Genomic DNA, 17,071 nt, shown 5'->3' with positions numbered 1-17,071 from the left:
ATGGCGAAGAACCTCGCACTCGGCTTTGTCATTGGCGGCGCCGTCGATCCGACGGTAGGCAAAGCGTTCAAGGACGTCGAAAGCAAGATCAAACACCTAGATTCGGTCGGCAGCAAAGCCCGAGTCCTGCAGAACACCATCGGCGACACCATGCGTCTGCGCGAAGAATGGCGCAAGGCGCACACCACTGGCGCCGAAAGCGCTGACAAGCTGTTGGCCAAGTACGAAAAGAATCTCGAACTGCTGAAAAAACAGGGCGTCGAGGTCGGCCGCCTGAGCAAAGCCTACGCCACGATGGGCCGTGTGGCGGCAGGTGCCGAACTCAAGGCGCTCGGCCACCGGCAGATAGAGGAGGGCCGGTCCGGCCTGAAAAGCACCCTCGGTCAGGCCGGTGCGCTGACCGTTGCAGCAGCCATTCCGACCAAGATCAGTGCGGACTACGGCGCGATCATCCGGGACATTGCGATCAAGGCCAACATCACCAACTCGCCGGAAGAAGCGCAGCTGTCCAAGACCGTGATCGACACCTCACGCGATACGGGCATGGCGCGCAATCAGGTGGCCGAAGTGGTCAACGCCTTGGTCGGCGCCGGCATGGAGCTGGACAAGGCGTTGGCCTATGCACCGACAGCAGCCAAGTTTGCCGTGGGACAGGGATCGGAAGGTACTGAAACCGCCAGGATGATCAACGCCCTGGGGCAGAACGCCAAGATCACTGACCCCAAGGTGATGGAGAAGGCGCTGGAAGCCATTGCTTATCAGGGCCAGGCGGGCAGCTTTGAAGCGGTTGACATGGCCCGATGGTTCCCTGAATTGCTGGCTGGCATGGGTAAGCTGGGTATTACCGGCATGGACTCGGTCACGCAACTGGGCGCCATGCTGCAAGTGCAGATGAAGACGGCCGGCGGTACGGACGAGGCGGCCAACAACCTCAAGAACTGGATGGAAAAAATCGGTTCCGGCGAGACGGTCGACGCGTACAAAAAAGCCGGTATCGACTACAAGGGCTCGATGCAGACCGGTTTGCAGAATGGCAAGTCCACGCTGGAGTCCAGTTTCGCATTGGCCCAGAAGTACATCGAAGCGACCGATCCGAAGCGGGCCGCCGAGATGGCCAAGGCCACAGCCGCTATCAGCAAAGAGGCCGATCCCGAGAAGGCCAAGGCCATGATGAAGTCTCTGGAAGAGGCTTTGCGCACCGGTGACCTGTTCGCCGACATGCAGGTCAAGGCCGCCCTGACGGCGTACATGCAGAACAAGGATCTGTACAACCAGCTGAAAAAAGACTCGGCCGACGCCACCGGGATCCTCGACAAGAACCTGGCTGAACGCCGGCAAACGTCTGCGCAAAAATGGTCCGAGATGGCCCAGTCCATGGACGACGCCATGCGCAGCATCGGCGATGCGCTGCGGCCGGTCACCGACGCCGTGGCCGATGGTATCAACAACGTCAGCCGCAAACTGTCGGGCTTTGCCGACGAATTTCCACGGGTAGTGGTCGGTATTGGCACGGCCGTGGCTGGGCTAGTTGCGCTGAAGGGAGCTGTCAGCGCATTCAAAGTCGGCAAGGGCCTGATGAACCTCGGGCGCGGCACCCTGATGGGTAACCCGAACATTCCACAAAAGGTGATCGTCACCAATCTACCAGGTGCAGGGGGCGGACTGGATGCCGGCGACTTCGGTGGCGGCGAAGGCAAGAAGAGCAAAGGCGGTAAGGGCGGCGGAAGCGGAGGTGGTAGTCGCGGTGCTAAAATCGGTGCCGGCATGAAAGGCCCGGCCGCGCTTGCGGTGGTCGATGCCGGTTTCAAAGCCTGGGACACCTACCAGAATGCCGAGACTCAGGATGAAAAGGCCGAAGGCTACGGCGAGGCAGCGGGCGGACTGGCCGGCACGTTGGCCGGTGCGGCTGCCGGTGCTGCTATCGGTTCGGCGGTGCCGATCATTGGCAACATCGTCGGCGGGTTGATCGGCGGATACCTCGGTTACATGGGCGGCGATGCGGCCGGCGGTTTTCTGGGCAAGAAACTGTTCGGCACCGATGAGTCGCTGAAGCTGGTACCGGATGCCGGGCCGCTGATGATGGCCAACGCCGGGCAGAACCTGCCGCCGGGGATGGGCGACGTCGCACGGTCATTCGCGCCGAAGCCGGCCTCCGGCCCGCTGGCTCTTGGTGCAACGCCATCTGCCGGATCCACGGTCAGCAAGTTGCTCCCCGAGCGCAGCGCCGAGGCTGCCGCGCTGGGCGATGTCGCCCGGTCGTTGGCCGCACCAGCCAGTGCTCCGATTCCGCCGGCCCTGCTGGCCGCGCCGAGCCCGGCAACCCGATCCGAAACACCGAAGGTCGAACAGCGGGTCGAGATCTCGGCGCCGTTGCACATCACCGTGCAGGGCGATGCCAAGGATCCGGCGCAGATGGCGCGTGAGCTGCAGCCCTTCATCGCGCAGCAAATGCAGCAAGCCACGCAGCAGCTGCAGAACCGCAAGCTCTACGACGAACCGCATGTGTAAGGAGGACTGATGGCCTACATGGAACAACTGCAGTCAGGGCTCAAGCAACTGGCGGCAGCGGGGGAAACCGGGCGACGTAGCCTCGACGGCATGATGGGGCCGGTCAACGGCGCGATCAGCGAAATCAGCGGCGCTGCCTCGGAGCTGGAAGGCATTCCGATTGTGGGGCCGGCGGTCAGTCAGAAATTGCAACGGGTCATGCGTGGCGTGAATGCCGCTCAGGCCAAAGTGGGGCAAGTGGTGGCTACGTACAACAAGGCCACGCGGGCCGTGTCGCAGATCGATGAACGCATGGGACAGCTGAAAGAGCAGGCCGCCCGGGCGTCCACCGCGATCAGCAAGATCGCCGGCAAGGTCAGCCCCTCGCTGGCCAACATCGTGCCCACCGGTTCGTTGGCCAGCGATGCCACGCCATTGCCGGAGGCGGTGACGCCGTTTCCGCACCTGCTGATCATCCAGCCGCAGGATCCCAAGGCGCAGCCTTACTACTTCAACCTGGACACCGCCGCCTTCGACGAACTGCGGCGTTCGACGGAGTTTCGCTGGGCATCCCAGGAACGCTTGAGCCGGCGACCGGCGCAGCAAGCGGTGGGCATGGGCGAAGAGAAGATCACCCTCAAGGGCGCGATCTTTCCCGGCTTCAAGGGCGGGCTCAAACAACTGGACACCTTGCGCAGCCTCGGTGCGCAGTTGAAACCCCTGACCCTGACCACCGGTTATGGCGACGTGCTGGGCACCTGGTGCTTGAAGAACGTCGAAGAAGAACAGAGCGCGCTGCTGCAGGGCGGGATCCCGCGCAAGCAGGCGTTTACTTTGGAGTTTGCGCGCTATGGCGACGACCTGCAGAACGTCTGACGGGGATCTGCTCGACACCCTGTGTTACCACGCCTACGGCCACCTCGACGGCACTGTCGAGGCGGTGCTGGATGCCAATCAGGGCCTGGCCGATGAGCCGCAACCGTATCGTGCCGGTATTGTCATCGAACTGCCGGATCTTCTCAGTGCGACACAAGAGGGTATAGCGCTTTGGAATTGATGAACTATAGTCATGGTGTAGCCGCTTCACTCCCCTTCAAAACCCGCCTCGTGCGGGTTTTTTTATGGAAAAAATAAATGACTCCCGCCTTTCGCGTCGTGGCCGACGGCGCCGACATCACGGCGCTGATCAATGATCGGCTGCTGCAACTAAAAACCACTGACAAGACCGGCATGGAGTCGGACGAGTTCGAGCTGCGCATCGATGACCGTGACGGCGCCGTGGCCCTGCCGCCGCGCGGGGCTGGCATTGAGATCTATCTGGGCTACGCCGGAACGTCGTTGACCCGCATCGGGCGCTACGTGGTCGATGAGGTGGATTTCTCCGGGCCGCCAGACACCCTGGTGATTACCGGCAAGGCCAGCGACATGCGTGGCAGTGGCAAGACCACGCGTAGCGGCAGCTGGGAAGACGTGCCCCTGTCGCGGATCGTCGCTGATGTCGCCGCACGTAACGGCTGGCAGCCGGTGTGCCCGGTACAGACTAAGGTGCCCCGGGCTGATCAGCTCAACGAGTCGGATTTCAACTTCATCACCCGCCTGGCCAAACAGTACGACTGCACGGCCAAGGTGGCCGACGGCAAGCTGCTGGTGATGCCACGGCAAGCGGGGCAGAGCGCCTCGGGCAAGGCGCTGGGCACGGTGACTATTCAGCGGCGGGACGTCAGTCGCTTTCAGTTCCGGCTCGGCGACCGCAACACCCACAAGGCGGTGTCGGCCAAGCACCAGGACAAGAAAAACGGAAAGCTCGCCGTCGTCACCCTGGACAACGACGACTCACCCGATGGCCTGCCGCCGGTGCACACCGACCGTCACATCTACCCGAACAAGTCGGCGGCCGAACAAGCGGCCAAGGCGCGACTGGCGGCCTTTAACCGGTCGACGGCGGGTGTTCGTCTGGAAATGCCTGGGCGCACCGACCTGTTTGCCGAGCGGACGATCAACGCCCAAGGCTTCAAGGCCGGTTTCGATGGCGAGTACCTGGTCGACTCGGTGGAACAGGTGTACACCCAGTCCGGCTGGAGTACGACGGTCGAGTGCAATGGCGGCAAGAAGGGTAAGGCAAAAGCCAAAGGCAAAAAGAAAAAGCCGGCGAAGGATCTGAAAGTCGTTCAGCTCAAGCAATAAGCGCCGCAACCCCCAATCCCCATGGAGACCCGCTATGTCACTGACAGAACCACAGCTACAACGCATCATGCCCAACGCCCGCCGCCAAGCGGGCGTTTTTGTTTCTGCGCTCAATGCAGCCATGGCGCATCGGCAGATCAACACGCCGAAGCGCCAGGCGGCTTTTCTGGCTCAAGTCGGGCATGAGTCCGGCCAATTGCAGTACGTCCGCGAACTGGGCGGTGACCAATACCTGAGCAAGTACGACACCGGCAGTCTGGCGTCGAAGCTGGGCAATACCCCGGAGGCTGATGGTGATGGTCAGCATTATCGCGGACGAGGCCTGATCCAGATCACCGGCCGCAACAACTACCTGCGCTGCAGCATGGCGCTGTTCGGCGATGAACGCTTGCTGCGCACCCCGGAGTTGCTCGAGCTGCCGCAATGGGCCGCCGAGTCGGCCGCGTGGTTCTGGTGGGTACGCGAACTGAACGCCTTGGCGGATCGGGATGAATTCGAGGCGATTACTCGCAAGATCAATGGCGGCCTCAATGGCCTGGCAGATCGGCTGCAATTGTGGGAGCGGGCGAGGGCGGTGTTATGCGTCTCTTCGACCTGATCCCGGCGCCGTACCGGTTGCTGGCCCAAGGTGTGCTGCTGGCCGCATTGGCCGGCGGATCTGCCGCGTTAGCCTGGCAGGTTCAGGACTGGCGCTACGGCCGGCAGCTGGAGCAACAAGCCCGCCTGCAAACTGAAGCACTCAAACAATTGACGCTGGCCGCTGCCGCGCAGCAACAAGCCGAGCAGGCCAAACGACTGGCCCTGGAGCAGAGGCTTTCAGCCAGTGAACAAACCCATTACCGAGCCCTGAGCGATGCCCAACGTGATCAAGGTCGCCTGCGCGACCGCCTTGCCACTGCTGATCTGCGCCTGTCAGTCCTACTCGACACCACCGCTGCAGCCAGTGGCCACACAGTGTCAGCCACTACCGCAACCGGCGGCATGGTTCATGGCGCCACAAGAGTCCAACTTGACCCGGCGCATGCTCAACGAATTATCAGCATCACCGATGCCGGCGACCAAGGATTGATCGCGTTGGCGGCCTGTCAGGCCTATGCCAGAGAAGTCTCAACACGGAAGTGAAAAAGAGCGGCCGGAGTGGATGCGTCAACATCCAACCCGGCCGCCGTCCCTGCAGAACGTCCCTGCAAGTCCAGCCAAGGCTCTTGCTCCGTGCACAAAGCGCGGCGAGCCTAGCACCTGTTTATCCATACAGTAAAGGTCTTGCTTTCAATGTCTACACCCATCATCCCTTGGATGGGCGGCAAACGCCGCCTGGCCGATCGCCTCATCCCGCTCTTTCCGCCTCACGAATGCTACGTCGAAGTCTTTGCCGGCGGTGCCGCGCTCTACTTCATGCGGCCCCAGGCTGCACCCGTGGAAGTCCTCAACGACATCAACGGCGACCTGGTCACGCTGTACCGCGTCGTGCAGAACCACCTCGAAGAATTCGTGCGCCAGTTCAAATGGGCGCTCAGCTCGCGCCAGGTGTTCGAGTGGCAGAAGATGACCCGCCCCGAAACCCTCACCGACATACAGCGCGCGGCCCGATTCTTCTACCTGCAGCATCATGCCTTCGCCGGCAAGGTCACCGGGCAGACGTTCGGAACCGCTACCACCGGTCCAGCGATCAACCTGTTGCGGATCGAGGAAAACCTCTCTGCCGCCTGGCAGCGTTTGTCTGGCACCTACGTCGAAAACCTGCCCTGGCTGGAATGCGCGGAACGCTACGACCGTGCCCACACCTTCCATTACATGGACCCGCCGTACTGGCAGACCGCCGGTTATGGGATGGATTTTCCCTTCGAGAACTACGAGCGGATGGCCGACTTCATGCAGCGTTGCAAAGGCAAGGTCATGGTCAGCATCAACGATCACCCGGACATTCGACGCGTGTTCGAGGGCTTTCACTTCGAGACGCTGGATATCCGCTACTGCAACACCAACCAGCGGCAGGGGAAGGCCGAGCTGAGCGGTGAGTTGGTGATCATGAACTGGGAGCCAGCGGCGCTGGGAGGGCTGTTTTAATGGTGCTGGCAAACGACGTTTGCAACGGAGCGTTACTGGGGGCGCCGGCTAGAGGTGTGGGGGGCTTTGTCGTGGGTTGCTGTGAATCGCTCAGCAATAGCCGTCGCGCACGTCTGCGATAAATTGCAACGCGTCAGTCTTGCGTTCAGCAGAGCAATCAGCTCGCTTCACCAGTGATTCACAGTAGTCATAGTCATCATCAATCAATGTACGCAGTACGCTCACGCACAACAGGATCTCATCGTCGTAATTGTTCTGCAGCGTCTGATACTGCGCCTCCAGATCGTCAATGCGCGCCTGCAGTTGCTGGTAGGTTTGTTCGGTCTGGTTCATGGATAGGGCCTCTCGTCAGCAGGAGGTCTGACAAATGGGTCGCTGATAGGGTTGATCACGCTGCTTGGCTGATTGCGGATGTTGCCCACAGGGCGGTCGACCTTGAACCACTCGAAAGCCTCGGTCGGTTCCCAGAGCAACAGCATTATTTGCTCCGCGCGCTCTTTCGTTGTGGCCGGATTCAGCCATTCCCGGGCCAGTTCGGGGCTAATCGTCACCGGCTGCCAGTCGTATATATCCACCATGCCGCCCTTGCTGTTGGCGCTGATGAACACGAAGCCGTCGTGCTCGTCCGGTTCATGTTCGGCGTGGGGGTATTGACCGATCGCGGTGCAGAGGATTGGTGCGCGATCCTTCCGGCGGATCAGGTAGGGCTGCTTCTTTGGGCCGCCTTCATCAACCCATTCAAACCAGTTGTCGATCGCGATGATCGCCCGGTGCGGCCATATCGCTCTGAAGAATGGATTGTGGGCAATTCTGTCTACCCGGACATTGATCAACGCGGAATGATCCATTGCCCAGCGCGGTTGCCATCCCCAACGCACCCTGTCGGCTCGCAGAAACTGACCTTCCTGGTGAAAGAGAGCGAGCTGAGCGGGCGGTGCGGCGTTGTAGAGCTCGAAAGGCTGGTCGCCTGCATAGTTAATCATGCGTTTGGAATGCTGAGCGCCGCGACAAAGTCATGAATGCCGCGATAGTGAGAAAGACGTCCGCACATGGTTGGAGCCCTCCGGTTGTGTTTTCAGCGTAGACCAGAACCTGGCGGCTTGATGACGAAACCTTGTCCCGAGCAAGCGGGGCAATCTTCTCTTCGGTCAAAGCGGTCGAGACAAGTTGGGCAGCTACAGAACCTGGCCAGATCAATAAACGGTCGCATCTTTTGGTAAGCGTTGAGGTCGCGTTCTTCTAGCGCGACCTGCGCCGCGTCGACCAGGGCACGATAAATATCGGGGTCTTCAGTTGGCTTTTGGATGACCCCGAGAATCATCCGGCCCGTCTCGATGAGATCAAACTGTCGACCATCGGGCAGGGTCAGCGTAAGGCCTTCGATGCGTGCCTTGACGCCTGATGGGTTGAAAACAAGATTTGCGCCGGTGCCGTCGCGATAGACCTTACCATCGTAAGTGGTTCGAACTTCGTCCTGGTTGTCTCTTCTCGCGTTAAAAATGGTTTGCCCGATTTTCCCGAGTGTTAGGGCACCGTCGCAGGCCACGACGTCATAGCACGATGCGCCGCAATAGCGGACAGAATGGCTCTGTAGTTCTTCCACGGCATGCCAGTACGCGGCGCTGGCCATTTCATTCATGTCGTATTGCTCGAGCGGATTGATCAGTCCTTCGGCGAGCAAAGTGGTTGCCATGGAGTGAAGGTGCTGCCGGTGCGCCTCGGGGTTCTGCATTCGAAAGTCGTGGTCGTCGAGGGTCGAGCGCCACTGCTGAAGCCTCAGCGCTTTAGCCTGGTCAAAATTCATTGAAACGGGTTCGCTGTACAGGTGCTGGTTTTATGTACAGTAATTGAGGTAGAAAGCACGGGCGAGGGTAGAGCGACGAACTGTAGGGTTTTGGAGGATATACGGTCAGCAGGACGCTGATAGGTGGGCAATTTTTTCTTCGCTAGGGTGACGGCGGGAACCAATTATTAATAGACAAGAGTCCATAAGCGCTGACCTTCAGGACAAAATTAATGATTTCAACATTGCATTAGTCGGTAGTCCTTCGAGGACTGGCCTATGACCGGAGGTGACGATAACCGGCAGGTCAGGCCAACATGATGAAATCACTTTTGCCAATTCCAGCCCATCCATACTGCCCGGCATGCAGATGTCGGTTATCACTAGAACGATGGAAGATGGAGAATAGGAATAGCTTCATCGGGCGTGGCACAGCTCGTCACACTGACACCAAGCAGCGAAATCGCCTCGGCCATCAGAGAACGCATTATTTCGTCATCTTCTACGACCAACACTGATGGTGGCATGGGCAAAGCTCCCGCTGCTGTCTCATTTAGTGGGGGCGCCGATAGTATGCGTTTCCAACAGCTGACGAGCGGTATTCGTCAAAGGTTGGTTGCCGATTTTTGGCGTTCCGCTAATCTGGATTTGTCGACCGAATTTGTCTGGCTGGTACCTTCATAATCAGGGCGTAGGTAGGGAAAAAGATTTGCCATGCGACTTTCAGATTTCATCCTCAACAACCTTGAGCCTATCCTGCAAGCATGGGAAGAATTTGCCAGGTCTTTGGATACCCCGATGCCTCCTCTGGATCCAACAGGTTTGAGAAATCACGCCGAATATATTTTGCGGACTGTTGCGCTGGATATGCGTACCGCTCAGACCCCTCAAGAGCAGGTCGACAAATCCCACGGACTCGGCCCTGTAACCGAGGACGAATCAGCCGCTCAAAGTCATGCAATTACACGCCTGGTGGCGGGTTTCACGATGGATCAAATGGTCTCCGAGTACCGCGCGCTTAGGTCGAGCGTACTCAGACTATGGCTAGCCCACGGATATGCAGGGGAAGACCATCAAATTTTGGACATGATCCGCTTCAACGAAGCCATCGATCAGGCACTTGTCGAGTCGATAGCCGCGTATGGGCAAGCGGTGGAAACAACCCGAAAACAAGTATTGGGCGTGTTAGGGCACGACCTTCGCACACCCTTGAGTGCGGTGACGCTGGGTGCCGATCTGCTGAGACAAACTGAAGAACTGGGCACCCATGGAAAAAAAATAATTTCGCAGATTGCTACCAGTGTTCAAAGCGCCAACCAGATGGTGAACGACCTGCTTGACCTGGCGCGCTGTAACTTGGGCACCGGTATCCCGGTACGACCGGAAAGCACTGACCTGAGTTCTGTTTGCAGGGCAGTCGTGGATGAGCTCATTATCGCCCACCCCAAAGCGCACATCATATTCAACGCTACGGGATCGGTCACGGGCCAATACGACCCATCCCGCATGGCACAAGTCTTCTCGAATCTTATTGGCAACGCCGCACGACACGGCAGCCCGCAGCATCCAATAAACGTCTCGCTAAACGGGGATGACACTTTCGCCTGCTTTTGCGTGCAAAATTACGGGAAGCCTATTCCTCCCAGCGAACTGCCCTCTCTCTTCAATCCAGAAGGTCGTTATTCCAAATACTCTGAGGGAGAGCCAGGAGCGTCGTCTGGTCTCGGCCTGGGATTATTCATAGCCGCTCAGATTGTAGAAGGCCATGGTGGGACGATAGAGGTTGAGTCGACGCAGGAGCAGGGCACGATTTTTCGTGTGATTTTACCCGTGCACAAATAGACGTTTTCATGGCTACTTCCCCCCGCTTTTGGCGATCCCTCACGCTCCATCAATGCTTCAAGCGCCTTGAGGGTGGCCTGTTAGCAGCCGTGGTTAGTAACCGGCGCTGCTGAGCGAAGCGCAAAGACTGGCGAGGCCACCTCGAGATATTCGCGTTACGTGCCCTCATAGCGGCTGGCTTCGCCTTTGGCTGGCCACTCACTATCAGTGGATTGTGCGTTGTCCTGAGCCTGCTGGGTGGGGGATGATTGATCTGGGTTGCTTTCCCATTCGTTCGGAACCGGCTCAGAGGTATCGAGGGCAGACGGCTTCACTTCTGCTTCAAGCTGTTCTTGCGCCAGACGCCAATAAAATTCTTCAGAGCCTTCAGGACGACCATCCCTTTCCCACAACTCATAAGCTTTTTCTCGAATTTGCGATTCTTCAGCCATAACCATTTTCTCCTCTAGTAAGCGTTATTTTTTACTGTCGCTTGTGTTCCACATACTCAGTAAAGCAGCAGGATACGTTCTAGATGGAAGAAACCGACTTGGGGCACTGCCACTTGGCGAGCCCCGCGAAATTAGCCTGCCCCACCGAACTGCACGTCCTGCAGGGCGAGAGGCATTTTTTCGTGGTGACCAGCGCTAGACGAACCGCCGAAGCGATACGCGAATTCCTCTGCCAGTAGCACGGCACACGCGTGCGGCAAACAGCACCTGGATATCACCAGCTTGGTTAAGCGTTTGGGCACCGCAGAATTTAGGGCAAATTTAGGGCAAGCTCTGGGCCGCTATAGACCCCGGCACGCCATAGGCGACATTTAAAAACACCGCTTTCACTGGTCTGGAGCGGGCCTGAGATACACGAGAAGGGGTTCGAATCCCTATCCCCGTGGTCACCGGAAGGCACAGTAACTGACTGAGAAATGCCCCGTCGGTTTTCTCAATGTTCAAATCAGGGATTAACGCGCATGGACATAGGTGCCGGGAGCGGCCTCCATCGGCGTGTGATTCTGATTTCCCAGCCCCAGCCCAGTTTTGCATTGCTCACCAGAGCGCGCCTGAATCCAGCCCAGCCAATTTGGCCACCAGCTGCCATCGTGCTTTTGCGTATCGGAATACCAGGCACGCGGGTCGGATGGCAGTTTGTCGTGCTCCAGGTAGCTAGCCTTGAGATTACCTGGCGGATTGAGGATGCTCTGGATATGCCCACTGTTGGATAGCACGAAGCGCCGTTCGCCACCGAGCAGTAGGGTCGAGCGATACACCGCGTCCCAGGGCGTGATGTGGTCGTTGACGCCAGCGATGCTGAAACTGTCGACCGTGACTTTCTGCAGGTCAATCGGCATGCCGCAGACCTCCAAGCCGCCAGGGTGCGTGAGCGGATTAAGTTTGACGAAGTCCAGCAGATCGCCATGCAGGGCGGCCGGTAGGCGAGTGCTGTCGTTGTTCCAGTAGAGGATGTCGAAGGCCGGGGGTTGCTTGCCGAGCAGGTAGTTATTGATCCAATAGTTCCAGATCAGGTCATTCGGGCGCATCCAGGCGAAGACCTTGGCCAAGTCGCGGCCATCCAGCACGCCTTGCTGATCGGAGCGGCGCTTGGCGGCTTCCAGGGTTTGCTCATTGACAAATAACATGGCTGAGCTGTCGATCTGGCTGTCCAGCAGGCTGACCAGATAGGTTGCGCTAGCGACTTTGTGCAGCTGTCGTTTGGCTTGCAGATAGCCTTGCAGGGCGGCGATGCTCAGACCGCCCGCGCAGGCGCCCATCAGATGGGCCTCTTTGCTGCCGCTGATAGCGCGGGTCACATCGAGGACTTCTTCGATGGCTTCTACATAACGCGATAGACCCCACTCGCGATGGCAAGCGTCGGGGTTGCGCCAGCTGACGATGAACACCTGTAAACCGTTCTTCAGTGCGTACTGAACGAAGCTCTTCTCCACGCTGAGGTCGAAGATGTAGTACTTGTTGATCTGCGGCGGCACGATCAGCAGTGGGCGGGCGTACTGTTTTTCGCTCATCGGCCGGTACTGGATCAGCTCCAGCAGCTCGTTGCGGAACACCACGGCGCCAGGGGTGATGGCGATATTCTGGCCGACTTCAAAGGCCTGCTTGCTGACTTGGCTGGGCATGCCGCCATTGTGCCGCAGGTCGTCGAGCAGATGACCAATCCCTTTGACCAGACTGGCGCCGCCGGTGTTGAACAGCTCTTTGACCGCCAGCGGATTGAGCGGGCTGTTGGATGGCGACAGCGCATCGCCGAGTTGAGTCAATATGAAGTGTGCGCGGGCTTGATCGTCGGCCGCCAGATTGCTCTCGTCAATCCAAGCGTTCAGTTGCTTTTGCCAGGCCAGATAGGCTTGCAGTCTGCGGCGGTAGAAGGGGTTGAAGCGCCAGGATGGGTCCTGAAAGCGCGCATCCTGGACGGGGGAGGGATACGACGTATTACCGAGCAGCACGCGGCCCAGTAGGCCACCAAGAGCTAGAGTATGGCGGGCGCTGTGGATAGGCTGCTTGATGCCTTGCAGCGCCAGAGTGCGCAATGTGGGGAGCAGACTTCGACCATGTGGACCGAGTATTGCACTTCGCTCTGTTTTAACAAGGGATGCGGATCCGGGCAAGGTGTTCGCCGCAGTTGTTTTTTTTCGCATGGACCAAACTCCATCGTCGTATCGTTATCGAGCCAAACAGAAAGGATTTGTACCAACATGCGCCAAACGGCCGCGCGAGGAGTCAACCCAGAGCCACGCCCTAGTGAGGCAAGTGGTTATGCGCCGTACTGTGACTGAAGATACGGTCACTGGTTGTGTAGCGGTGCGGGCTGCCCAACAGTGGCGGGCTCTTCGGTTTGACAAGGCTGGAGGCCGGCTGCAGAAAGCCCAGCAAGACCTGCTGGATGTCATGCCAAGCCGTCGGGTGTTCCATGTCGAGAAAGTGCCCGGCGTTCTTGATGGTCTGAAACTGAGCCTGACGGGAATGAGTGGCGAAAAGACGGGCGTCTTCCACCGAGGTGTACTCATCCCGTTCGCCGTTGATAAACAGCAGCGGAACTTCGATGGCATCGGCACAGGAAACGTAGCAATGAGTGTCCTGAGTCAGCACTTCGTTGACGTGAAAATGCATCTGCCGGTATTCGTGTTCGTCAAGGCTGCTGACATGGCGTTCGTTGAAACGCTTGAACAGCGACGGCAGATGCTTGCCGATCGTGCTGTTGATCAAGCGCCCGACATTGCGCCGATCACAGGCCTGGAGGAAGTGCCGGCCACTCTCCAGATAGTCGCGCATCGGCGTATTGATTCGCGCCGCGAATGAACTGATCACCGCTTTTTCGATTCGTCGTGGGTGCTGGGCCAGCGCCAGCAAAGTCGCCGCGCCGCCCCAGGAAAAGGACAGCACATGCTGCGCCCGAAAGTGCTCGATCAACTCCAGCAATATTTCGGCTTCGTCTTCCTTGCGGATCGGCTGGTCATGCTGGTTGTGTTGTTTCGATTGACCGGCGTAGGGCTGATCGTAGAGAACTACGTTGAAGCGTGGCCGCAGGTAGCGCACGGTCTGGGCAAAAGAGGCGGTCGTTGCCAGCGAGCCGTTAACCAGAATAATGGTCTTGTCAGTGGCGGCGTTGAGATAATGCTCGGTATAAACCTTGTACTTCTTACCAATCTCGACGATCGCAGTTTTCAGCGTCATGTCATTTTCTTCCTTGAACACACAAGCGTGAGTGACTATCCGGCTTCCTCCGGGCGCTGAGATGAGCGCTATGACCAACAAGTCACAAGCTGCCCAGAGGTTCAGAGTTAAGCAGGTGATCTTCTATTTGCAAGCGCGCAAATGAACTCTTCCGACGATCCGTGGGCTATCCCAGACTGTCGAAAGCCCTGCAATCGCTAAGACGCCCCCTGAGCTGTGATGACCTGCCTGGACCCATAGCTGACGTTGGCAACATGCAGCAATCGCATGGCAATAATCGCTACAGGATTTATTTCGAATTGCAATATTGATTTGGTTGAACTTTGCTTTGCGGCCAACTAGGCTCTCTTAAGTTATGTGTTGAGAAGTTACTGATAAGCCAGTCCGTGGGTGAACTGGTTAGCTTTGCGTTATTCAAAATAGCGTTTTATCAACTCTCGCGGTTGCAGTGAATTAATCGGGAGTGAATTATTAGATTTTTCTGTACAGAGAGGCTTAGCAGCGGATGTTACATTAGGGGTGGCAATAATGGCGCACGTCGTATGCAATGAAAGCGGTATCGTCTGGCCGAATGGCCTGCCACCTGGCTGGTGTATGCAAGGACCAATTAGCGATGTAAGTCTGTGGTATAACAAGCGTCATTTAATTATCAAAAATACGAGCAATAAAGTAATGCGAGCAACGATAAGGCGCAGACTTATAAATGGCCAAGAGTTTTTAGTAAAAATAGATGTGAATAGTTGTAGGCAAACAGATCAAGTTGTCTGGTTAGCGGGAGCAGACACCGGCAGCGTAGAGCTTCTTGATGTAATGGTTACCCCGGATGACGACTCGCTGTCTGGACTTAACGATCTAAGTGTAGAAGAGGATGTCGGCGTAGATAATATTTGCCTTGTACGATTGCATAACCGCTGGTCCGTACCACTTTATGTGCATGTAGAGTTCAATAGCAACCAACCCTCTGGGGCTGGTGGCCTGCTGAAGCACGTTATTGAACCAAAATCTCGAATGCTTGTTTTTTCGGGCTCAGTAACTCCAAAGCTAAAATGGCGCGCCGCGGTGCTCCAACGCACAGATTTTTATAGTGCATGGCCTCCTACTGCCGCAGTTAAGATCTCACCTGCAGCCGGTGGACAGACTAGTCGAAAATAGGTAGCTTCGACCTTCTGCGCTGAATCTTTACCGCAGTTGAGCTTGGCGTCATCCAAGTCGCGTTTCTCTCTGGGTTATGTCGCCTAATAGTAGTTAGGAGTTACATGTGTATTACGCAATTACGCCATACGTCCTAGCATTCACAGCGCTGATAATAATTGCCTTATCAATATCGTCATTTCATGTATTCAGACTTGCAAAAAAACTAAAGAGCGACCAGGCGCCATTCTACATAGCCTTTGCAATTATGGTTTCTGTATTAGCTTTTACCACCCTAGAGCTAGCTCTTCACCTAACAGTTCAGAAGCATCCAATCAGTGTAGCTATTTTCGCTTCGCTTGCTTTTTATTTAATTATGGCGTCAATTTTTCTGGCGCAATTGAAGCTTAAATTAACCACATGTATCACCTACGCAATATGCGGCGGCGCAATACTTTACGCCTCTTGCCTTCCAATCTTTTTATGGCTAGGTTGCGCTACGGGTCCAGTATGCATATAAACACATCATTATCGACCGATTCTGTTGAAAAAGTCGGTCCTTCCAGACTGCCCGCATACTGACTGCTGAAAAAAGCCTTTTTGCGCGCAGCTACGCGAAATCTGAGCCCGAAACCTCAAAGTAAAGATTTCAATCTCAAGCGTGTACTTTTCTGACGTGGAAACCGGGGCCGGCTTTTTCAACAGAATCGACCCAAAGCGGCCAGTCGCATAGAGAAATGGCCAGAATAGCCATTCAGATGCCTATTGAAAGTATTCGTCCATATCAATAGGATGATTCTGCAACAGCCAAAATCAATATTAACGTCAAGGAGAGATATTATGGCGCTTAAACCAGGCCCAAAGCCAATTGCTAAATCAACCGGCCAAGTTGATAAGCGTCGTCGTGACAATAAAGACACGCAAGGAAATAATCCCGACTTGAAACCTAGCAAGCCCTCAAAAAAATAGGTTGTCGCTGGCCTTTCAGCTAGCGTTCAGAGCATTAGCTCAGTTGTAAAAAAGCCCCGCACGGTACAACCGGAGTGGGGCTTTTTATGTGTTGCGTGAGGAGAGAATCCCGTACCAATTTTTGTACCAATGACTGTGTTTTGGCAGGAAATTCTGAGTTGGCCTGGGCGTTAAGTCCTTGATTTCATTGCTCCTGATAACTTAGTGAACACCTCTAAACATGTCGGTGTAATTCTGTTCCAGGGACATGAAACTACCTGTGGGATTTTACGCAAAGGGCAAGGGTACGGTGACGGACACGGCGCTGCAAGCGTGAAGCGACGGCATCACTCGTCGCGACCTTCCATCATGGTGCGTTTGAGCATCACATAAACCGCTCCGGCGCCGCCGTGTTTCGGTTGGCACGAGGTGAAGCCAAGCACCTGTGAATGCTGGCGCAGCCAGGTGTTGACGTGGCTTTTGATCATCGGCCGCTTGCCGTCCAGGCGCACCGCTTTGCCGTGGGTGACACGTACGCAGCGGATTTCGAATTTGGTCGCTTCGGCCAGAAAGGCCCATAGTGTCTCACGGGCCTTTTCCACGTTCATGCCATGCAGGTCGAGGCTGCCTTCGAACGGAATCTGTCCGATCTTGAGCTTGCGCATCTGGCTTTCCTGGACGCCGTCGCGGGCCCACATCAGCTCATCTTCGGGGCCGACATCAATGACGAACTGATCAGACAGCCCGTCAACGGTGGTGGCATCGGTGCGCACAGTGGCGGCCTGGCGCAGCTTGGCGATTTGCGCGCGGTCGGCCTTGGGTTTGCCGGTTTCGGCGCGATCGTGCTTGATCGGCTTGACGCCTTGGATCGCGCTTTTGAACAGGGAAAAATCGTCGTCTTGCATGTCAGCCTCCGCGAAGGGCGGCCAGTTTACCCAAGTCGAAGCGAATGGGGCGCGAC

General features: G+C 57.0%; 17 protein-coding genes and 1 pseudogene. 10 read left to right on the top strand and 8 right to left on the bottom strand.

Features of this window, described 5'->3' with window-relative positions:
* From AB7M26_RS26045 to AB7M26_RS26015, 7 genes are all read left to right on the top strand, one after another.
* Complete coding sequence (locus AB7M26_RS26045; protein WP_429386753.1) at positions 1 to 2,508, top strand: phage tail tape measure protein; 2,508 nt, start codon at positions 1 to 3, stop codon at positions 2,506 to 2,508.
* A 9-nt stretch (positions 2,509 to 2,517) separates the two neighbouring features.
* On the top strand, positions 2,518 to 3,363 hold the full coding sequence (locus AB7M26_RS26040) for a phage tail protein (RefSeq protein ID WP_429386750.1): 846 nt from the start codon (positions 2,518 to 2,520) through the stop codon (positions 3,361 to 3,363).
* A complete protein-coding gene (locus AB7M26_RS26035; protein WP_429386747.1) occupies positions 3,338 to 3,544 on the top strand; it encodes a tail protein X in 207 nt (68 codons plus the stop codon). The genes AB7M26_RS26040 and AB7M26_RS26035 overlap by 26 nt, the downstream gene beginning before the upstream one ends.
* A gap of 77 nt (positions 3,545 to 3,621) precedes the next feature.
* Positions 3,622 to 4,671 carry a phage late control D family protein gene (locus AB7M26_RS26030; protein WP_429386744.1) on the top strand — a complete coding sequence of 350 codons (1,050 nt, stop codon included), beginning with the start codon at positions 3,622 to 3,624 and terminating at the stop codon, positions 4,669 to 4,671.
* Between the two features lie 34 nt (positions 4,672 to 4,705).
* A complete protein-coding gene (locus AB7M26_RS26025; protein WP_429386742.1) occupies positions 4,706 to 5,269 on the top strand; it encodes a glycoside hydrolase family 19 protein in 564 nt (187 codons plus the stop codon).
* Complete coding sequence (locus AB7M26_RS26020; protein WP_429386740.1) at positions 5,251 to 5,793, top strand: lysis protein; 543 nt, start codon at positions 5,251 to 5,253, stop codon at positions 5,791 to 5,793. Before AB7M26_RS26025 ends, AB7M26_RS26020 begins: the two co-directional genes overlap by 19 nt.
* A gap of 150 nt (positions 5,794 to 5,943) precedes the next feature.
* On the top strand, positions 5,944 to 6,738 hold the full coding sequence (locus AB7M26_RS26015; RefSeq protein ID WP_429441062.1) for a DNA adenine methylase: 795 nt from the start codon (positions 5,944 to 5,946) through the stop codon (positions 6,736 to 6,738).
* 90 nt (positions 6,739 to 6,828) lie between these two features.
* Here AB7M26_RS26015 and AB7M26_RS26010 read toward each other — a convergent pair whose 3' ends face one another.
* From AB7M26_RS26010 to AB7M26_RS25995, 4 genes and pseudogenes are all read right to left on the bottom strand, one after another.
* Positions 6,829 to 7,071 carry a hypothetical protein gene (locus AB7M26_RS26010; RefSeq protein WP_429386737.1) on the bottom strand — a complete coding sequence of 81 codons (243 nt, stop codon included), beginning with the start codon at positions 7,069 to 7,071 and terminating at the stop codon, positions 6,829 to 6,831.
* Positions 7,068 to 7,789: pseudogene (locus AB7M26_RS26005) on the bottom strand (SOS response-associated peptidase family protein). The gene AB7M26_RS26010 and the pseudogene AB7M26_RS26005 overlap by 4 nt, the downstream one beginning before the upstream one ends.
* A gap of 24 nt (positions 7,790 to 7,813) precedes the next feature.
* A complete protein-coding gene (locus tag AB7M26_RS26000; RefSeq protein WP_429386735.1) occupies positions 7,814 to 8,542 on the bottom strand; it encodes a hypothetical protein in 729 nt (242 codons plus the stop codon).
* A 198-nt stretch (positions 8,543 to 8,740) separates the two neighbouring features.
* On the bottom strand, positions 8,741 to 8,905 hold the full coding sequence (locus AB7M26_RS25995; protein ID WP_429386733.1) for a response regulator: 165 nt from the start codon (positions 8,903 to 8,905) through the stop codon (positions 8,741 to 8,743).
* A gap of 330 nt (positions 8,906 to 9,235) precedes the next feature.
* Here AB7M26_RS25995 and AB7M26_RS25990 point away from each other — a divergent pair, with 330 nt between their 5' ends.
* Entirely contained in the window at positions 9,236 to 10,363 is a 1,128-nt protein-coding gene (locus tag AB7M26_RS25990; protein ID WP_429386730.1) for an ATP-binding protein, read from the top strand.
* 155 nt (positions 10,364 to 10,518) lie between these two features.
* On the opposite strand, the gene AB7M26_RS25985 is transcribed toward AB7M26_RS25990, so the two are convergent.
* The 3 genes from AB7M26_RS25985 to AB7M26_RS25975 all read right to left on the bottom strand — a co-directional run bounded on the left by AB7M26_RS25985 (position 10,519) and on the right by AB7M26_RS25975 (position 14,031).
* Positions 10,519 to 10,794: a DUF2934 domain-containing protein gene (locus AB7M26_RS25985; protein ID WP_429386727.1), complete on the bottom strand. Its 276-nt coding sequence runs from the start codon at positions 10,792 to 10,794 to the stop codon at positions 10,519 to 10,521.
* A gap of 512 nt (positions 10,795 to 11,306) precedes the next feature.
* On the bottom strand, positions 11,307 to 12,995 hold the full coding sequence (gene phaC / locus AB7M26_RS25980; RefSeq protein ID WP_429386725.1) for a class II poly(R)-hydroxyalkanoic acid synthase: 1,689 nt from the start codon (positions 12,993 to 12,995) through the stop codon (positions 11,307 to 11,309).
* 100 nt (positions 12,996 to 13,095) lie between these two features.
* On the bottom strand, positions 13,096 to 14,031 hold the full coding sequence (locus AB7M26_RS25975; protein ID WP_429386722.1) for an alpha/beta fold hydrolase: 936 nt from the start codon (positions 14,029 to 14,031) through the stop codon (positions 13,096 to 13,098).
* A 528-nt stretch (positions 14,032 to 14,559) separates the two neighbouring features.
* Here AB7M26_RS25975 and AB7M26_RS25970 point away from each other — a divergent pair.
* Together AB7M26_RS25970 and AB7M26_RS25965 are read left to right on the top strand one after the other, a co-directional pair.
* Entirely contained in the window at positions 14,560 to 15,183 is a 624-nt protein-coding gene (locus AB7M26_RS25970) for a hypothetical protein (RefSeq protein WP_429386719.1), read from the top strand.
* A gap of 819 nt (positions 15,184 to 16,002) precedes the next feature.
* On the top strand, positions 16,003 to 16,131 hold the full coding sequence (locus AB7M26_RS25965; RefSeq protein ID WP_429386716.1) for a hypothetical protein: 129 nt from the start codon (positions 16,003 to 16,005) through the stop codon (positions 16,129 to 16,131).
* Between the two features lie 326 nt (positions 16,132 to 16,457).
* Here the strand turns inward: AB7M26_RS25965 and AB7M26_RS25960 are convergent, their stop codons facing one another.
* Positions 16,458 to 17,015 (bottom strand): Smr/MutS family protein, encoded by a 558-nt coding sequence (locus AB7M26_RS25960; RefSeq protein WP_007898817.1) that lies wholly within the window; start codon positions 17,013 to 17,015, stop codon positions 16,458 to 16,460.
* Positions 17,016 to 17,071: the final 56 nt, after the last annotated feature.

The sequence above is a fragment of the Pseudomonas sp. F-14 TE3482 genome, from assembly GCF_053629455.1.
This window is presented reverse-complemented; position numbering and strand designations above follow the sequence as displayed.

Bases quoted from the DNA above. Each gene is read 5' to 3' on its own strand.
- AB7M26_RS26040 (WP_429386750.1), top strand. From the start codon at position 2,518: ATGGCCTACATGGAACAACTGCAGTCAGGGCTCAAGCAACTGGCGGCA.
- AB7M26_RS26035 (WP_429386747.1), top strand. From the start codon at position 3,338: ATGGCGACGACCTGCAGAACGTCTGACGGGGATCTGCTCGACACCCTG.
- AB7M26_RS25975 (WP_429386722.1), bottom strand. From the start codon at position 14,031: ATGACGCTGAAAACTGCGATCGTCGAGATTGGTAAGAAGTACAAGGTT.
- AB7M26_RS25990 (WP_429386730.1), top strand. From the start codon at position 9,236: ATGCGACTTTCAGATTTCATCCTCAACAACCTTGAGCCTATCCTGCAA.
- AB7M26_RS26045 (WP_429386753.1), top strand. From the start codon at position 1: ATGGCGAAGAACCTCGCACTCGGCTTTGTCATTGGCGGCGCCGTCGAT.
- AB7M26_RS26025 (WP_429386742.1), top strand. From the start codon at position 4,706: ATGTCACTGACAGAACCACAGCTACAACGCATCATGCCCAACGCCCGC.
- phaC (WP_429386725.1), bottom strand. From the start codon at position 12,995: ATGCGAAAAAAAACAACTGCGGCGAACACCTTGCCCGGATCCGCATCC.
- AB7M26_RS26020 (WP_429386740.1), top strand. From the start codon at position 5,251: ATGCGTCTCTTCGACCTGATCCCGGCGCCGTACCGGTTGCTGGCCCAA.
- AB7M26_RS26010 (WP_429386737.1), bottom strand. From the start codon at position 7,071: ATGAACCAGACCGAACAAACCTACCAGCAACTGCAGGCGCGCATTGAC.
- AB7M26_RS25985 (WP_429386727.1), bottom strand. From the start codon at position 10,794: ATGGCTGAAGAATCGCAAATTCGAGAAAAAGCTTATGAGTTGTGGGAA.
- AB7M26_RS26015 (WP_429441062.1), top strand. From the start codon at position 5,944: ATGTCTACACCCATCATCCCTTGGATGGGCGGCAAACGCCGCCTGGCC.
- AB7M26_RS25965 (WP_429386716.1), top strand. From the start codon at position 16,003: ATGGCGCTTAAACCAGGCCCAAAGCCAATTGCTAAATCAACCGGCCAA.
- AB7M26_RS25970 (WP_429386719.1), top strand. From the start codon at position 14,560: ATGGCGCACGTCGTATGCAATGAAAGCGGTATCGTCTGGCCGAATGGC.
- AB7M26_RS26030 (WP_429386744.1), top strand. From the start codon at position 3,622: ATGACTCCCGCCTTTCGCGTCGTGGCCGACGGCGCCGACATCACGGCG.
- AB7M26_RS26000 (WP_429386735.1), bottom strand. From the start codon at position 8,542: ATGAATTTTGACCAGGCTAAAGCGCTGAGGCTTCAGCAGTGGCGCTCG.
- AB7M26_RS25960 (WP_007898817.1), bottom strand. From the start codon at position 17,015: ATGCAAGACGACGATTTTTCCCTGTTCAAAAGCGCGATCCAAGGCGTC.